The sequence below is a fragment of the Laspinema olomoucense D3b genome (assembly GCF_025370785.1).
GTDB lineage: Bacteria > Cyanobacteriota > Cyanobacteriia > Cyanobacteriales > Laspinemataceae > Laspinema > Laspinema olomoucense.
Genome location: NZ_JAMXFA010000002.1, coordinates 260,984 through 277,927 on the forward strand (window position 1 = coordinate 260,984; position 16,944 = coordinate 277,927).

General features: G+C 48.5%; 16 protein-coding genes. 10 read left to right on the forward strand and 6 right to left on the reverse strand.

Features of this window, described 5'->3' with window-relative positions:
• Positions 1–106: 106 nt before the first annotated feature.
• From NG792_RS02270 to cruG, 6 genes are all read left to right on the forward strand, one after another.
• The gene (locus tag NG792_RS02270; protein WP_261200245.1) at positions 107–238 is read left to right on the forward strand and encodes a hypothetical protein; all 132 of its coding nucleotides are present in this window, start codon (positions 107–109) and stop codon (positions 236–238) included.
• A gap of 166 nt (positions 239–404) precedes the next feature.
• Complete coding sequence (gene cruF / locus NG792_RS02275; RefSeq protein ID WP_261234357.1) at positions 405–1,343, forward strand: gamma-carotene 1'-hydroxylase CruF; 939 nt, start codon at positions 405–407, stop codon at positions 1,341–1,343.
• A 106-nt stretch (positions 1,344–1,449) separates the two neighbouring features.
• Positions 1,450–1,665: a DUF6887 family protein gene (locus NG792_RS02280; RefSeq protein WP_261234358.1), complete on the forward strand. Its 216-nt coding sequence runs from the start codon at positions 1,450–1,452 to the stop codon at positions 1,663–1,665.
• A 105-nt stretch (positions 1,666–1,770) separates the two neighbouring features.
• Positions 1,771–2,934 carry an AAA family ATPase gene (locus tag NG792_RS02285; protein ID WP_261234359.1) on the forward strand — a complete coding sequence of 388 codons (1,164 nt, stop codon included), beginning with the start codon at positions 1,771–1,773 and terminating at the stop codon, positions 2,932–2,934.
• A gap of 2 nt (positions 2,935–2,936) precedes the next feature.
• Entirely contained in the window at positions 2,937–3,584 is a 648-nt protein-coding gene (locus NG792_RS02290; RefSeq protein ID WP_261200241.1) for a DUF3226 domain-containing protein, read from the forward strand.
• 139 nt (positions 3,585–3,723) lie between these two features.
• On the forward strand, positions 3,724–4,902 hold the full coding sequence (gene cruG, locus NG792_RS02295) for a 2'-O-glycosyltransferase CruG (protein WP_261234360.1): 1,179 nt from the start codon (positions 3,724–3,726) through the stop codon (positions 4,900–4,902).
• A gap of 243 nt (positions 4,903–5,145) precedes the next feature.
• On the opposite strand, the gene NG792_RS02300 is transcribed toward cruG, so the two are convergent.
• On the reverse strand, positions 5,146–5,463 hold the full coding sequence (locus NG792_RS02300; RefSeq protein ID WP_317618833.1) for a hypothetical protein: 318 nt from the start codon (positions 5,461–5,463) through the stop codon (positions 5,146–5,148).
• Positions 5,464–6,083: 620 nt separating this feature from the next.
• On the opposite strand from NG792_RS02300, the gene NG792_RS02305 reads away from it, so the two are divergent.
• Together NG792_RS02305 and NG792_RS02310 are read left to right on the forward strand one after the other, a co-directional pair.
• Positions 6,084–6,347, forward strand: coding sequence for a hypothetical protein (locus NG792_RS02305; protein WP_261200239.1), 264 nt, complete (start codon positions 6,084–6,086; stop codon positions 6,345–6,347).
• A gap of 554 nt (positions 6,348–6,901) precedes the next feature.
• Positions 6,902–8,827, forward strand: a complete 1,926-nt coding sequence (locus NG792_RS02310) for a cation:proton antiporter (protein WP_261234361.1) — start codon at positions 6,902–6,904, stop codon at positions 8,825–8,827.
• A gap of 84 nt (positions 8,828–8,911) precedes the next feature.
• Here the strand turns inward: NG792_RS02310 and NG792_RS02315 are convergent, their stop codons facing one another.
• The 3 genes from NG792_RS02315 to NG792_RS02325 all read right to left on the reverse strand — a co-directional run bounded on the left by NG792_RS02315 (position 8,912) and on the right by NG792_RS02325 (position 11,019).
• A complete protein-coding gene (locus tag NG792_RS02315; RefSeq protein WP_261234362.1) occupies positions 8,912–9,580 on the reverse strand; it encodes a cadmium resistance transporter in 669 nt (222 codons plus the stop codon).
• Between the two features lie 190 nt (positions 9,581–9,770).
• Positions 9,771–10,217, reverse strand: a complete 447-nt coding sequence (locus NG792_RS02320) for a DUF7980 family protein (RefSeq protein WP_494337299.1) — start codon at positions 10,215–10,217, stop codon at positions 9,771–9,773.
• Between the two features lie 100 nt (positions 10,218–10,317).
• Positions 10,318–11,019 (reverse strand): esterase/lipase family protein, encoded by a 702-nt coding sequence (locus NG792_RS02325; RefSeq protein ID WP_261234364.1) that lies wholly within the window; start codon positions 11,017–11,019, stop codon positions 10,318–10,320.
• 129 nt (positions 11,020–11,148) lie between these two features.
• Between NG792_RS02325 and NG792_RS02330 the strand changes: the two genes are divergently transcribed.
• Positions 11,149–11,895, forward strand: a complete 747-nt coding sequence (locus NG792_RS02330; protein ID WP_317619200.1) for a precorrin-2 C(20)-methyltransferase — start codon at positions 11,149–11,151, stop codon at positions 11,893–11,895.
• A 199-nt stretch (positions 11,896–12,094) separates the two neighbouring features.
• The gene (locus NG792_RS02335; RefSeq protein WP_261234365.1) at positions 12,095–14,245 is read left to right on the forward strand and encodes an energy transducer TonB; all 2,151 of its coding nucleotides are present in this window, start codon (positions 12,095–12,097) and stop codon (positions 14,243–14,245) included.
• 71 nt (positions 14,246–14,316) lie between these two features.
• On the opposite strand, the gene NG792_RS02340 is transcribed toward NG792_RS02335, so the two are convergent.
• Together NG792_RS02340 and NG792_RS02345 are read right to left on the reverse strand one after the other, a co-directional pair.
• Positions 14,317–15,138, reverse strand: coding sequence for an OmpA family protein (locus NG792_RS02340; RefSeq protein WP_261234366.1), 822 nt, complete (start codon positions 15,136–15,138; stop codon positions 14,317–14,319).
• 176 nt (positions 15,139–15,314) lie between these two features.
• Positions 15,315–16,904, reverse strand: coding sequence for a hypothetical protein (locus tag NG792_RS02345; RefSeq protein ID WP_261234367.1), 1,590 nt, complete (start codon positions 16,902–16,904; stop codon positions 15,315–15,317).
• Positions 16,905–16,944: the final 40 nt, after the last annotated feature.

A 16,944-nucleotide genomic window follows, 5' to 3' on the forward strand; every position in this document is an offset into this window, starting at 1 on the left:
TTTCCCCCTGTTCTCAAAATGTACAAAAATCGCGCAGGTAGCTGACTCCACCTCAAGCAGGCAGCCGGTCCATTCCGGGCAATCCCATGCTGAAGTAAGCTAAAAAATGTTTACCACGGATATTTCCCTCGCGATCGGCTTAATTCCGGATCCGCCACCGACGCCCCACCCCTTCCCAGACAAAACCGCAATAATTTCCCGACAAGGCATCAATTTTACTCAATTTCTCTACATTTAGCGTTTTTTCTCTCGACTTGTCCTATATTTAGGATGCAGCAACTCTTATGCTGGAAATCTGCCCCCTACCGGACCTCATCCCCTTGAAATGTCATAACCCTATTTTTCCTAAACATTTGTAAACTAATATGAAGCGTTTTCTGAATATCAGAATATTTTAGATTCCAATGAAGCAACTTGTAACTGCTGAACGTCTGTGCCTGATTAGCCATACCCTATCAATGGCCTTTGGACTTGCCGGACTGCTGCTGGTATTACCCAATCCCGAATTCATCGTCAATCTGTCCGAATTCGGCCAGAAAGTATTCCAATGGAGCATGGCTGGAGGGGGAGTCTCCTATATCATCTTAGGGGCTGCGGCAGTCGCCCTTTATGCTTATAGAGTATTGGGAACGCGATTGTGGTTAACCTTCATGGTTCCTGCGGTGGTTCTATCCCTCGGGAGTGAACTACTCGGGACCAGTACCGGGTTCCCCTTCGGACACTATCAATATTTGAGTGGTTTAGGCTATAAAGTTGCCGGGTTAGTCCCCTTTACCATTCCCCTGTCCTGGTTTTATATGGGACTCGTCTGCTACGTCTTAGCCCGTGCGGGATTAGAATCGATTCAACTACCAAACTGGGTTAGACAAATTGGGGCGATCGCACTGGGAGCACTCCTACTCACCGCCTGGGACTTCGTACTCGACCCCGCCATGAGTCAAACCCAATTCCCCTTCTGGCAATTCCAAGAAGAAGGAGCCTTTTTCGGAATGCCTTACCGCAACCTCACTGGGTGGATGGGAACCGGCGCAATCTTCATGAGTGTTGCTGCTTTCTTTTGGGGTAAAGCACCACTTAGATTATCCCGTTCACAGTTAGGATTACCGTTAATCACCTACATTGTTAACTTTGCCTTTGGTGCAGTGATCACCTTAGTTGCATTAGATTCCCGCTTCGTGATTCCCACCTTACTCAGCATGGTTCTGGGAGTAGTTCCGGCAGTGGTGTTATGGTGGATTGCCTCTCCTTTGGAAGCAGCAGAAACCGAGATGGCGATCGAGCCCCTTCCAGCAAACACCCTCTCTCAAGTCTCCCTACCCCCCGTAGAAGTCGCCGCCAAATAACCCTCCATTGCTTGTAAAATTAAAGGTGTGTTATGGTCCGACCATAGCGCACCTTTTTTAGTCCAGTGATAGGGGTAGATTGACCGAAGATTTGGCAGGCTGTTCTATGAGTGAAAATTTACATCAAATGACCCATGCTGAACTCAAACAATACCTGTCTCAACATCGAAATGAAGAAGAGGCATTCCGGGAAGCGTTGCAAGTGTTAATCAGTCGGCGTAATTCTGAAACAGTTCGCTACCCTTATCCTTTCGATTTAGCCAATCCTGAACGTGAAATCACCGCTATTTTGAAAGCCAAAATCAATTTAACTGATTCATAAATGATTAACGCAAGAGATGAGAGAGCGTCGTTCCAACAACAGTAAGACCAACTAGCTTTCTTGACTAACACATGACAAACGACCAATGACCCTTGTCTATAATTTATGTTTAAAACCATAGCCATTGAAAATTTTAGAGGATTCCAATCCTTTAAACTAGAAAACCTGGGTAGAATCAATTTATTAGTTGGGGAAAATAACAGCGGTAAAACCTCTATTTTAGAAGCGGTTGAGGTGCTCTGCTCTCGGGGGACGGTCGAGACCCTGATCAAAGTGATGAACAGAAGAGGGGAATATTTAGAGGGGGAAGAGGATGGCTTGAATCAGCGGGAACGGGTTTTTGAAATTCGCCATCTATTTTATGGACATGAAATTGAACCCAATCGGGTTTTTTCAATTTCTGGAACTACGGAAGATAGTACGGAAACCTTGTCAGGATTAGTTCGATTCAAAAATGGCCCAAGGGACCCTGAACCTCCTGGTGGCTATCAAGCCTATCCTCTTAATGATTTGGCGTTATTAGATAAGTTGGCGTTATTAATAGATGAAGGGAATGAACTAGAGTTTCAACTTAAATGGCATCGGGCACAAGAAAGCGAACAACGCAAAATTAGTTTATTATTTTCTGGGGGACTTCCTGTTAATTCTATTCACTATGAGACCAGCAGACTGAGTGATTCAGGACCCCCAAAAAGCCGACTTCAATTTGTAAATTCATCATCTTTAACCAAAGAAAAGATGATTGACTTATTTGAAAAAATTGTATTAAATCCTGAAGAAAAGCTGGTACAGGAAGCCCTCCAAATTGTTGAACCCAGAATTGAACGCATTGCGTCGGTGAGGTCTCGAATTAATAGAAATTCAGACTCACGGGGGGGATTTGTGGTGCGTCTTTCAGATAGCGATCGCCGGATACCGATTGGGAGTATGGGAGATGGCATTTGGCGGATTTTAGGCATTGCCTTAGCAACTATCTGTGCAGAAGGGGGTGTTTTATTAATTGATGAAATCGATACAGGACTTCACTTTACGGCGCTTTCTAAAATGTGGGAAATGATTTGGAAAACCGCGATTCGATTGAATGTTCAGGTTTTCGCCACCACCCATAATAGTGATTGTTGGATGAGTCTCGCCACAATTGCCAATCAGGAATCATCCGCTAAACATGGAATTAGAATTCACCGCATAGAACGGGGTAAAAATACCAGTGTAGTCTTTACAGACCGGGAAATTGTAGTTGCAGCAGAACGAGGATTTGAGGTTCGTTAGGTATGGCAACAATTCACCAAAATCTGCTGCTTGTTGAAGGGGAGCAAGATAAGCGGGTTATTCCCTACCTTATCGAAGCTAATGGCATCGATTGGGGGACGACTAAAAATCCAATTGTTAAAATTGAAGCTTACGATGGGTGGCAACAATTAATCAATCCAGATGAAATTTCCACGGCGTTGAAAAGTTCCGGTTTAGAGGCTTTAGGCATCATGGTCGATGCCGATGATAATCCAGCAGGACGGTGGCAGAGTATCCGCAACACTTGTCGGGAAATTATCCCGGGTCTACCTGATGAACTTCCAGAATCTGGATTAATTCATATCTTGCCTGATGAGAAGAAGTTTGGGGTCTGGATTATGCCGGATAACAAAATGCAAGGGATGTTAGAAACTTTTTTATCCTATTTGATTCCCGAACAGAGTGAACCCTTGTGGGACTATGCTCAAGGAGTGGTCAAAGAAGCTCAAACAAAAGGTGCTCCATTAATTGAGTCTCATCTTGATAAAGCTAATATTTATACCTGGTTGGCATGGCAACATCCCCCCGGACGACAATTACATAATGCCATTATGGAGCGAATTCTTAATCCCACCCATCCAAGGTCTACTGTATTTATTAATTGGTTTAAAAATTTATATAATCTGTAAGGGATGAATTTAATCAATCTCTCAGCGATAATCGGCAAATTGCAGTAAAGTGATACCCTGTAAGGATTGTTCGAGATATCCCGATCGCTGGTAACTCTCGATCGCTTCCCTTTTACCTGAATTGCCTCTATACCATATTTTGTCTGATTTGTCACTCTCTATTTTATCGACCATTCTGTTACTGTTGCAGTTGCCTGCGGCGGCGATTCTGCTTTCTCGGCTGATTAAAGGGGCGTTTCGGCAGCCTCCGATTGAACCGACTACACCGACTCAGGAGATGTATGGTGCAGTGAGTGTGGTGGTCCCGACTTTAAATGAACGCGATCGCCTCTCCCCCTGTCTGGCTGGATTAACTCGGCAAAGTTATGAAGTGCGGGAAATTATCATTGTGGATAGCAACTCCACCGATGGCACTCAAGATTTAGTCAAGGCGGCGGCAGAAACGGACCCCCGGATTCGCTTGGTGACTGATGACCCCTTGCCGCCGGATTGGGTGGGCCGTCCTTGGGCCTTGAATTATGGATTTCTGTCCAGTTCCTCCGGGAGTCGCTGGTTTTTAGGCATCGATGCGGATACTCAACCTCACCCGGGTTTGGTGGCGGCAGTGGTGCAGGCGGCAGAGGCAAAAGGGTATGATTTGGTCTCTTTCTCCCCGCAGTTTATTCTCAAAGAGGCGGGGGAAATGGTGCTACAACCGGCGCTATTAATGACCCTGGTCTATCGCTTTGGTCCCACGAATACCGAGGCGAGTTCGGCAGAACGGGTGATGGCAAATGGTCAATGTTTCCTCTGTCGGCGATCGGTGTTGGCGGCAGTGGAGGGTTATCAGAGCGCCCGTCAGTCGTTTTGTGATGACGTGACTTTGGCCCGAAATATTGCCCAAGCTGGGTTTAAGGTCGGGTTTATGGATGGGGCGAAGGTGATTAAGGTGCGGATGTATGAGGGGGCGGCAGAAACTTGGCGCGAGTGGGGGCGGAGTTTGGACCTCAAGGATGCAGCGTCATGGGGGCAAACTTGGGGAGATGTTTGGTTTTTGCTGGCGGTGCAAGGGTTGCCGCTGTTGGTAGTGTTGGGATATCTGTTATTCGGGTTGGAAGGGTCGCGGTTGCTGTTGGGGTTAAATTTATTTTTGTTGGGGATTCGGTTTGCTTTGAATTTGGCGATCGCCCCTTCTTATGACCGGACCCAGGCCCCAAAAATGGCGGCCTGGTTGTTTTGGCTGTCTCCTCTGGCTGACCCTCTGGCAGTGTTGAGAATTATTCTGTCCGCGATTCACACCCCGACTCAGTGGCGTGGACGACAGTATGGACCCCAATAGCAGGAATTCCACTGCGGAACAAGCAGCCCCCTGCTTCCTTTGCATCACTTGATTGGAAGCCATGAGAGGGGTTCCCCGAAGGCTGGGCCTTCAGGGTGAACTTTGATTGAGGATATGGCATGAGCGCATGATCAAACGTAAAGAAAGAACATGAGGTTTGACCCTGGACTCTAAAGCCGGAACAAAGGACTCCGGACAGTAGAGTAATGACTGAGAAACCAATCACGAATCGTTGATTCGGAGTTATTCTCCGGCCCCATCATCCTCAGCGGATCCGTTAAATAAATCGATTCGTTCTAGTTGCCAGAGAATTTGGTTTCCTTCTCGTCGCACCCGGGAGACGATCCAGTTACGCCAAGGCCAGTTATCACCGCGACTGGTGACGGCGCTGGCATTGACATCCATGAGGTCGGCTAGTTCGGAACTCGTGATCAGATAGCCTTTGGTGGCGATGCGATCGGCGATTTCCAAGGTTTGCATCAGATATTGGAGTTGAGTGACCCTCACCTCACGGGGTAAGTTGTCAAGGGATTCAGTAGTGGAATGGGCAGTTGTGTCCATATAAGCCAACTCCGAGGTCAGAAGGTCAGAACTTTGGGTTCATTCTAGCGCCTTTACTAGCTTGGGTAAATCTACCTGTCCCCAGGGGGAAAGTTTTGTTATGAAATCTTGATTTGAACAGGAATTTTAATGGGAGTGATAAGGGAAGCAAATATAAGGCTTCCTGGCTGATGGAACGGCCTCAACCCATGCTCTGTCCAAGGTAAAATTGCTGTTGTTTTTATATCGGTCTTGTCCAATGCGGGCAAGGGTGAACCCAAAAGCAAATTTTGCTTTTGGACGTAGATAAAGCATAGGTCTGAGATTGTGGGTCGGATTTTTTGGGGTAATGCGATCGCTTTGAACCCACTTAGAAAGATTCCATAGTCGTTAAGTTACGAACTTATGAAAGAGAACAACTTGGGGAGCCTCTGAGAGGAGAGTTGGCCGGTTTTAGAGGAATTGAGTCTTGATTTGCTTGTCCGGTTGAGCCCTTCTGATAACGGCTCACAATGGGCCATTGTAGAGGTTGAGGCGACCTAGGAAATCTGGGGGATGCGGATACTTTCTGAAAACACCGATGAAATTGCCCCCTTGAACGCTCATAATAATCTCGGTGCTTTGAGGATAATTCTTGCCGTATGCCGAGAACCCCAGATTATATAGGCGTTTCCCTCCTGATCGAGGGTGGACACAAGGAACAGGTGCGTTTTTCCACGATCCAAGAGTTCCAGAAATGGTATCAAGGGGTATTGGTCCCCAACTCCGACGGAAAAGAGTTTATCAACGTGCCGATCAAAACAGCTCAAGGAGAGTATATGGTCGTGCGACCCGCTACGATTTTGGGCATTCGGGTGGAACCTGTGTTTCTGTCAAGTGTCGATCGCAGCTTTGCCGAAGAATAAAGACCCGGGAACTACGAGTCTTTAGGATGCAGAGTCGGGTTGGGCGACTGCTGGCCGGTAAACTCAGCAGTAGCCCCGAACCTTGCCCCCTTAGTCTGTGGTGAGGGGGCGATCGCTGTGGGTTTGACCTCACCCCTGGAGACTGGGGTAAGCGATCGCCCCCAACCCGGGCTAAATTGACCCCGGATCCTAATCCCTTGCCAGAAACCCTAACAGATGTGATATCCTGGTGGTCAATCTCTAACTCAAAATCCAATCTTAGGGTTTTTCCTGCTCAAAAAGCCCATCCCCTCCGCCGGTTTGAAGGTTGCCCTCAACTCGACTCAAATCAACTTCCCACATTTAAAACCGGCTGTGAGGATAGAAGGTTGGCCCCTGAGTGCCTAAAAACAGAATTGAGCCAAAAGTTGTCCCGGGAATAGCTGGATATCGCTATTTTATGCGGTGCGATCGCCCCTTTGAAAGCTTGCCCCTTCTCAGGACACCCCATATCATCCTCATTTGACGATCGGGCCAAATCACCGAAAGCTCGTTCGCTCTTATCACACAAGCCTATGGAAATGCCTTTTGATATTACCCTGCTGATTGTCTTAACAGTTATTGCAGGGATCGGAGCTCAAGTTCTGGCGGACTACCTGAAAATTCCAGGTATCGTCTTTCTGCTGCTGTTCGGCATTCTCTTGGGTCCTGATGGCTTCGGCTTACTGCATCCGAGCCTCCTCGGAGATGGACTCGAAGTCATTGTTAGCCTTTCCGTCGCCTTAATCTTGTTCGAGGGAGGTCTGAACCTCGAACTGAAAGAACTCGATAAAGTCTCCGGTAGTCTGCGGAACCTCGTCACCATTGGCACCCTGATTACCCTGATTGGGGGAGGCATTGCCGCTCATGCGTTCAGTGAATTTCCCTGGTCCATCTCCTTTTTATATGCTGCCTTAGTGGTCGTCACTGGACCCACCGTCATCGGACCCTTACTCAAACAGGTCCAGGTGGAGCGTTCCGTGGCCGCATTGCTCGAAGGCGAAGGGGTACTCATCGATCCAGTAGGGGCAATTCTGGCCGTCTTAGTCCTAGATGTGATTTTAAATGGCGATGCCGACCCAGTCCGGCTGATTGCCGGGTTGTCCCTTCGTCTGGGGATTGGCAGTGCGATCGGGGCCTTGGGCGGTTGGACTCTGGGCTATTTCCTGAAACGTGCTCAGTTTCTCTCCGATGACCTGAAAAATCTAGTCGTCCTAGCTGGACTCTGGGGCTTATTTGGCCTAGCTCAAAATATCCGAGGGGAGTCGGGACTCATGGCAACCGTAGTTGCTGGGATTGTCTTACGAGCTTGTGCAGTGCCCGATGAAAGACTGCTGCGCCGGTTTAAAGGTCAGTTGACGATTTTAGCAGTTTCTGTTTTATTCATCCTCTTAGCCGCCGATTTATCCCTGGCTAGTGTGGTCGCCCTCGGTTGGGGGAGTCTCGTTACCGTTGCTGTTTTGATGTTAGTCGTGCGTCCCATTAATGTCTGGCTTTGTACGATTAATAGTGGGCTTAACTGGCGTCAGAAATTGTTTGTGAGCTGGATTGCACCCAAAGGAATTGTCTCCGCCTCGATCGCCTCTTTGTTTGCAATTTTACTCACCGATCGCGGGATTAACGGGGGAGACTCCATCAAAGCCCTTGTCTTCCTAACCATTATTTTGACCGTGGTTTTGCAAGGTCTGACCGCTCGTTCCGTCGCCAAAATCCTGGGTCTGATGTCCACCAAAGCCACAGGTGCCGTGATTGTCGGTTCTAATCCCTTAAGCCGCTTAATTGCCCGACTCTTTAAAGAACGGGGTGAAACCGTGGTCATTCTGGATACCAATCCCGAAGCCTGTCAGGAAGCGGAACGAGAAGATTTACCCGTCTTTTTAAGCTCGGCCCTCGATACGGAAGTGTTAGAAGAAGCGGGACTGGCTTCGATGGGGACTTTCCTGGCGATGACCAGTAATGGAGAGGTCAATCGCGTCTTGGCGCAACGCACCGCTGAGGAGTTTTCCCCGCCTCGGGTTTTAGCCTTGTTTCCCCAAGACCCGCAAGGGAATAAGACGGGAAATAAAACCAATAAAATTCAACACGCTTTTATCCCTGAACTCCAACTCAAGACTTGGAACGACTATCTGAGCGATTCTCAGGTCAAATTGGGAGAAACGGTACTCAAAGAACCTAGCTGTGCCTTTCAACAGGCTCATTTGCAAGCGCTGATTAGTTCCGGAGAGTTAGTTCCGTTGTTAATTGAACGAGAAAAACAGCTTTTGGTGGTCTCGGCAACCGATGCATGGCAACCGGGAGATGTGATTATTTATCTGCTTTATGACCCGAAACCCAAGCTGTTGAAGCGACTTTCCGGGTCGAGTCAGTCTCGCCTGACTTTGGAAAAATTGCCCACGGTGGAGGAAGTACCCATTTCGTCCCTGGCGTTGGAAGAAACCCTGGAAAAGGTTTCAGCGGAGTAAATTGGCAGTTGCTCTATTATCCCACTCCATACCGGCGCGACTGCCTTACGCTGAATTCCCCTATTTTGTCGCTCTAAGCTGAATTTAATTGAATGCTGCTAACAGGCGGTAACTTTGATTATCAATCAAAATAAACAGTCCTAAGGTAATTAAAATAAACGGTGTTAATTGGAGACCATATCGGGTTAAAACAAGGGCGATCGCCCGGTGGCGGCTCAAATAGTAGGCAATGGCACTCCAAACTCCCACCAATACATAAAAAATTACCAGAATTACGGCTAAATCTATGGGACGATTGCTGGCAAATATCGGAACATAAATTCCAATATTATCCCCACCATTGACGACGGTGAGGGCGGCCACATTGTAAATTTGACTGTTGGATAAATAGGTGAGCCATCTAGGCCACCGGCTGGGTTTTTGGAGAGGGGGCTCACCGGGAGTGATGATTCCTTGGACTTGGGGTTCATCATCGGACTGACGAACGAGTAACTGCTTGATGCCGATTGCGATCGGAATGAATCCCAATAGCCCGATCCCAGGGGGCGGTAAAAATAAACCCCCAAATAAACCGGGGAGACAGGCTAAAATTAAAATGGTAAATCCTAAATAATTCCCAATCACAATATCTCGGGGATGAAAGCCTCGATTGTTGGTTTGGGAAAATAACAACATGGAGAGGGTGATATCGTCAATATTGGTGGCGGCAAAGCTGGTGATACCCGTAACCACAGCGGTCAAGATAGAACTCATAAGCTTAGCGATCGCAACGCCTCCATAAAATTCTTGAATCGATTATATAGCGGTTCCCCCAGTTATTAGTTCAGAAACCCCTATAAGTTCAACGTCCCGGCTTGCTGTTGTTCCCTTCTGAGTAGCACTGGCTACTGTTATTCCCATCTAACCTTCTTTTGGAGTGGGTTGGCGAAGCGTGAACCCCCGGCTACGGATTGGCGGCAACTTCTCCTTGTAATGCCGCTAAAATTGGAGTATCCAAAATATTCAATTGCACCAAGGCAATAATTACAACGGTGTAAGCGGTTGAAAAAATTAACCCCGTGATTAAATCTTTTTTAAAGTTTCGCTTTTCGGAGCCTTTAGGCAGAATATCCACCACTCCAAATTGCATCATTAATATGCCAATAATATTCGATAGCCAATAGCCGACAATCGTTCCGGCCATCAAATAATCGGGCCAAACTAAACTACAAAAATATCCAAACCCATAGGCAACGGGCAGATTAAATACTAGATCATTCCACCAGCAAACCGGGGACAATAAATATCCCACACTTAAGCAAAAAAGTCCTCTAATTTTTGAGAAGGACAGTTTGAACGTCTCCGGGTTTGAACTAAGTTCCTCCCAGAACGTCTGGACCCAACTTTTAATTTTTTCATGTTCCCCTCAATTTGGAGCAATTTGCCGTATTTTTAAGCAAGGGCACTCAGTTTTGTCCGCGACTCTCTACTGGAGTCCCCTAATCCACCAACTATTCTAAATAGGAGACCCACTGGGGTAAGATTTCGGGCGACCCGTACCAGTTCAAAGGCGATCGCGGAGAATGCATCACCCCATCTAAAACAATATTTTCCGCCCCTACCAGATGCGCTGCTTCAATCGGGGTAATCCCATCGCCCCAAGTTTCCCCGATGCCACAGGTAATCCGATAGCTATTATGTGCTAACCATTGTCCCCGCTTGCGTGCGCCATAAACGGCCTTTCCCGCCAAGCAGACATAACGCACATGAGGGTAAAAAGCACCGGGATAAGAGGTATTGACAAAATCCAAATTTTTGAGGGTCCACCTTTCCTGGCTGATATGGGGACTGCCTAGGGTAATTAAGGTACTCACGAAGGGATTTGCATACCATAATTGAGCGGATTCGTCAATATCCCCATGAATGATATAGGGTTTTTCTCCCAAGTAAATCCGGGCAATCCATCCCCCGGCAGAATGGGCGACTAAGTTAACTTTCTGAGCGTTAAACTCCTGTAAGGCTTGCTGAACCGTGGCATGGAGTTGGCTGAGAATGGGGGCGATCGAACGGCCGCCAATGGTGGGGACCCAATCCCGCTTTCGCAGGGGGACTAAGAGGGCGGGAAACCCCTGTGCGTTGAGTAAGCGTTCAAACTCCCGATATTCCGATGCAGCAGCGAAAAAACCCGGTAAAATGACGGTCGGTAAGGGCATGGTGGATGGGGGATGGCACGAGATTGACGGAGATTTAAAGATTAGATTGTACCGGCAAATCTGGATGGCCGGAAAATTAACGGGCAGAATAAACCCATAGGGTAAGGAAAACGAGGGCTAAGAAACAGGATGATGCCATTGGGGACGTTATATGGAATTGGGGTAGGACCCGGAGACCCGGAACTGATTACGCTGAAGGGTTTAAAGCGGTTGCAAGCTGCGCCTGTGGTGGCTTTTCCCGTGGGAAGCAGTGGTAAACCGGGGATGGCGGCAGGGATTATCGCCCAATGGATTCATGCCGATCAGGTGCAATTGCCTTTAGAGTTTGCCTTTGTGCGAGATGAGGCGTTGCTGAATCAGGCATGGCAGCAAGCGAGCGATCGCGTTTGGGACTGTTTGAAATTGGGACAGGATGTGGCTTTTGTTTCGGAAGGGGATATTAATTTTTATAGTACCTTTACTTATTTAGCCCAGACCCTGCAACGCCAGCACCCCGAGGTTCAGGTGCAGTCAGTCCCGGGAATTTGTTCGCCTTTAGCGGCAGCGGCAGAACTGGGAATCCCTTTAACCATAGGGTCTCAACGGTTGGCGGTTTTGCCCGCCTTATATCGGGTCGAAGAGTTGGAAAAGGCGCTAGACTGGGCGGATGTGGTGGTATTGATGAAAGTCAGTTCGGTGTACGATCGCGTTTGGGACCTGTTGCAGGACCGGGGATTGCTCGATCGCACCCAAATTATAGAACGAGTCACCGGAGCCGAGCAAAAAATTCATCGCCAACTGCGCGATCGCCGCGATTTGAAACTCCCTTATTTCTCCTTGGCTATTATCCAAGTTGCACCCCCTAGTTTCCCTCCAGAATCACTCTGCAACTTTTAAATCGAAATCAGGATCTGTATCAATCAAGTGTTCACCCCTTCTGGCAATTTCTATTGTCTTGCCGCACACGAATGTCAGCCATCAGTGCTATCATATCCGGGTTGATGGGGGCATCGAATGTCTGAATTAACGCGGCAGGCGGTGTGAAACTGCTGCATCACAATCGCAGTCTGCCCGTCTAGACCTAAGCTTACCTGCCATGTCTTATTCTTTGCCGAAAAACTCCCTGATTGACCTCTTATCCCAGCCAACCGTGGTGGCAATTTTAGCCTCTGTGGGCATCCACGGACTGCTTGGTATAAGCTGGGACCGCTTGCCCTTGAAGGGTGAGACGGAACCTAATCCCTGGACGACGGTAGATTTGGTCAACCTGACTCCGGAAGAAGTCAGCCGCCTCCCCGATTTGTCATCGCCACAAGCTACCGGGTCCGGCAGTCTGAACTCGTCTTCGGAGCCAGTAGCGGGGTTGCCAGAATTAGGACCTCTGCCCCCTTCCCCCGGCAAATTGGGGCTTGAACCCCTGACTTTACCACCGGGGAACCCGTTATATGATCTGCCATTAGATCTTCCCCCTGCACCCTCTTTGAGGGATCTCAAAACCCCCCTGCCCTCCTTGCAGGATTATCAATCCCCCACGGAGTTACGGGAGGGTTTAAGAAATGGTCAGTCTTCGGGGTCGTCGAATAGTATGGCGATCGAGCAGTTACTGGCATTAGAAAGATTAGAACGCGCCCAAATTGAGCGAGAAATTGAGCAACGAGAACGGCAACAAAGACAGAGTGCTGAACAAAATCGGCTGATACCGCCACCGCCACCACAAGAATTCCGGTTGCAAGATGTTCCGCCCCCTCCCCAGGGGAGTTTCCCGGCTTCAGGGAATCAGCAAAGGCCCTTCAGTGGCATGAACGAAGCGGTGGATGCCTCGGAATTCGCCGATATTCCTATCCCTGAAAATGTCCCAGGGCCAGAGGCGATCGCTCGTGCAGAGAATGGCAATCCCACCCCACCGCCCGGATTTAGCCCATCAGGTACATTACCCGGTGATGTAAACCCGGGGATGGGACCGGCTCCCACGGGCCCTCAATCGCAGCAGATTGGACGTGCAGTGGATTTGCAGACTGCACCGAGAAACAGTCAACAAGATGGGATTGAGGAGGGCGCTCAAGCTGTGGGTCCCTCCAATGCTCCCACGCCGAGCGATCGCCCCCAGGAGGGTGCGGCGGTTCCCGATAAAGTAGGGACGGATCCTGAGAGGGTTCGCGAACTTTGGGCCAAAATTATAGGAGAAAATAGAGGAGAAGATAACCCGGAAAACCCCACGGGGTTGGTAAGCGATCGCCAAAATGCCATGTTAGAAGGGGTAGAAGCCTATGCCCAGTGGGTGGCGAACTTAGAATCCCAATATGGCGAAGTCAGGACCAACACGGCGATCGGCGTAGCGAACCAATATCCCTTAGAAGCTTGTCCCCAAAAGTTACAAGGGCGTGCTTTGTTTGGAGTTTTGGTCAATCCTGACGGACAAATTATGGATGGACCCCGGCGCTTACTGGGAAGTGGACAGGACATTCTCGATAGCTTTGCTCGAAAATTTGTCCAAGACATGAAGTTTGCTCCCGTGAGTAAACCTACGGTGTACCAGTATGCCTTTGAGTTCCAGTATGCTCCTCAACTCTGTACCAATGCGCCATCCCCAGGGACAAACCCCACACCTCCTGTAGAAACTCAGCAACCGGAGGTGAATAATACCCAACCCCCGGCAGGAAATGTGCCGCCGGTATTGGATGCAGAATCCCCGGCAGAAAATGTGCCGCCGGTATTGGATGCAGAATCCCCGGCAGAAAATGTGCCGCCGGTATTGGATGGAGAACCCCGGGGAGAAAATTCCCCTTTGCGGATGGAACAGCCCCCGGCAAGTAGACCCCAACAACTGCGGGACCCATCACCAGAAGGTGAGCCCGCCAAGCCGGTGAATGTAGCACCGCAACCTAAACCAGCCCCAGGGCCTGTACCCGGTGAAGCCCGCCAAGAACCGGCGGCCCCCGTGGAAGCCGTTGAACCGAAACCTGTGCAAGAGTCGGTTCCGCAACAGGTTCAGCCGCAAAATGAGCCAAGCCAACCTGTAGAAACGCCAGAAATGGGGGAAGAGGATGGATTGACTCCCCAGGGATTGCAGACCCCCCCAACTGGAGACTCTCAGGAGTTAGCGACTCCGGAGACATCGGAGGCAGAACCCGGGGAACCCGTGGAAGTGGATAACCCAGAGTCGGAACCTGCGGAAGATGCAGCACAGATGGAGGAGGAATCTCCCGAGGCGATCGCGGATGAGGAAGAACGCGATCCTGAAATTTAACCTGAATTCCACATTAGCCCGCGCAGGCGGGCTTTGTTAGTATAGCCCCACCCTTCAGGGTGCGGGCTTTATTACTGCACGTTGGTTTCTTCACCTAAGCGGGTAAACCGAATTTCAATCCGTCTTCTGCTTTCATCGGGGTTGGGATTAACATTGCCAAAATCTCCTGTAGGAGAAACCAATTGCGCCGCAGAATAGGGGCGAAATTGTAATTTTTGCAGCTTACCTTCATTGCGTTGAATGGTTTGTAAAATTTGCACTACGGCTAAGGCTCTCATTAATCCTAAATCCGCATTTGAACCCGGAACTAACTGATTAACTTGGGTTGTACCGGCAGCCACTTGTCCCAAGGAACGGTCTAAATTACTAGATCCGGCATTATTGGGTTGTCCATCGGTATGTCCAATAATTTCTACCACATCGATGTTATAGGCGGCGGCGTTGGCTTCAATTTGCGGGACTAATTGATTGCGAACATACGTTTCTAAGGCATCGGGAAGTTGAGCACTTCCAGAAGAAAATTGATAAGCCCCGGTATCGCGGATGACGATGATGGGAGGGGCTTTCGGAGTGGCGATTTGCTGTTGCAATTGCCCTTGTAAGGTTTGGGTTTGAGCCGCTAAAGCGCGATTTTGGGCCGCTAAGGGAGCAAGTTGAGATTCCGCTAAGGTGGCGCGGTTTTGGGCGCTGGTGAGGTCAATTTGGGCTCTGAGAAGCTGTTGGCGGAGGGCTTCTTCGGTTTCTCGCATACTGGTAATGGAGACTAAGGGTTTGATAATCGCCAGCAGCAGCAGGAAGCTGAGAATCATAAACGCATTCGACATTAAGTCAGTAAATGCGGGCCAAATATCAAATTCTGGTGGCATTTCATGCCGCCTAGACCTAAATCTCATGAGGCAATTCTCCGTTAATTAGGGTAAGTTTGTGCAGGTTTAAATCTGGGATTTGGAGAGATTTTGGAAAGGTTTTTTCCTCCTAAATCCGGTTATTAAAAGTTGATTTTCTGTATTAGCCTGCGGAGGCAGGCTTTGTCCGCCAACGCCCCACCCTTTAGGGTGTGGGTTTTTATTCATTTTTCAGGATTTTCTTCTTCCTCCCAGTTAACCAGTTGTGGGTTAAAGGGGTCCTGGGAATTGTTAGCTGGAGGAGGACTCAGGCGAGTGGGTGCGATTGGGGATTGTTCTTCAGATTCTAAATGCTTGACAACTTGGCCTAGTTGTGATTGAACGGCATTGAGGTCGTTGCCGAGTTTATTGATGCGGGAGGCAACGGGGTCGGTGGCGGGATTGATGCCATTACGATCGCCAACGGATGCGACGAGGCGATCGCCTAAAGTTTGCATTCCCCCTCTCATTTCTTCGGTAAAGAGTTTGAGGGTTTCGACTAATTTATAAAGTTCGGTATGGACATCCACAAAGCGATCGGTTCTGGTTGCTAACCGCTTTTGTAAGGTATCTAGGGTTTTGATGACGGAATGGAAGATTTGAGCGCTTTGCTGCATTTCTCCCACCACATCTGCTAATGCTTTTTGATTGTTTTGGGTTAAGTTCAAAACTTGGCCGGAATTCTTGCTTAATCCGGCGATTTCTTCTGAGAGGTGAAGGGTTTCCTGACTGGTGGTTTGCAAAGAGGCGATCGCTAGTTGCAATGCCTGAGTAGATTGATTTAACACCGAGGCGGAACGCCCTAAATCCCGTTGAGTATTGGCTAAATTATCCGTGGAACTTGCTAGTTTATTCGCAAATTGGCTCTTTTCAAAGAGTTGTGCTGACTCCCGAAACATGGTGGCACCGGACATCATGGAACTGGAAGATTCCATGAGGCGATTATAAACCTGAGTGGCGAGATGATTCGCTTGGCGGTTGCCTTCAGTAATTTGCTCTACGCTTTCTCCTAATGAGGAGGAAACCGCTTCTTTGACGGAGACAGAGAACTGATTGACAAAGGTGGAGAAGAGGGTTTCGAGGCGATCGACTGCTTTATCTAAAGGCGATCGGCGATTGAGAGCAGGGCCATAAATATTATCAATATAATCTTCTAAAGCGCTGATGAGTTGATATTTGGCAAGGGTGGTATTTCTCAATAAATTGACCACGGTCAACAAAGCACTACAAGCGACAGCAACTAAGCTACTAATAAACGCCACACCCATCCCTTGCAGGGGTCGTTGCACTTGTTGCACCAACGCATCAATACTCCCCACCCCAAAATCATTAATGGTTTGGCTGAGTTCGGCTAGGTTCATGGTAATTCCCAGGAACGTTCCCAACAAACCCAACGAAAGAAAAAGATTGGGTAAAAATCGGCAAAAATAATCGATTTGTTCGTTTTTGAGGAGATATTTACTATAAACTTGGTCAATTAATGCCCCAGTGTTTATATGTTCTAAGGCCGGGTCTGATTCCTTGCATCTTACCTCGATTTCTTCAACAATTCTCGGTTTTTTGGGCGGATTAGTATCGTAAATTAACCCTCGAACCCGAGAGGCTAAATACATTAAATGCTGATACACTCCCCACCGCAGAAATATCGTGAAAAATGTCAGGACAATCAGGCTCAGAACAAACCCGAGTAAGTAGGGAGGTAGCAGGACAGAATTGAATGATTCTATGACAGCAAATACAAAAGGTCCTTTAAAGGGAGAGAGGAATTGACTCATGACGGATTAATACTGGGTTGATAATTACAAAGCCTGTGGT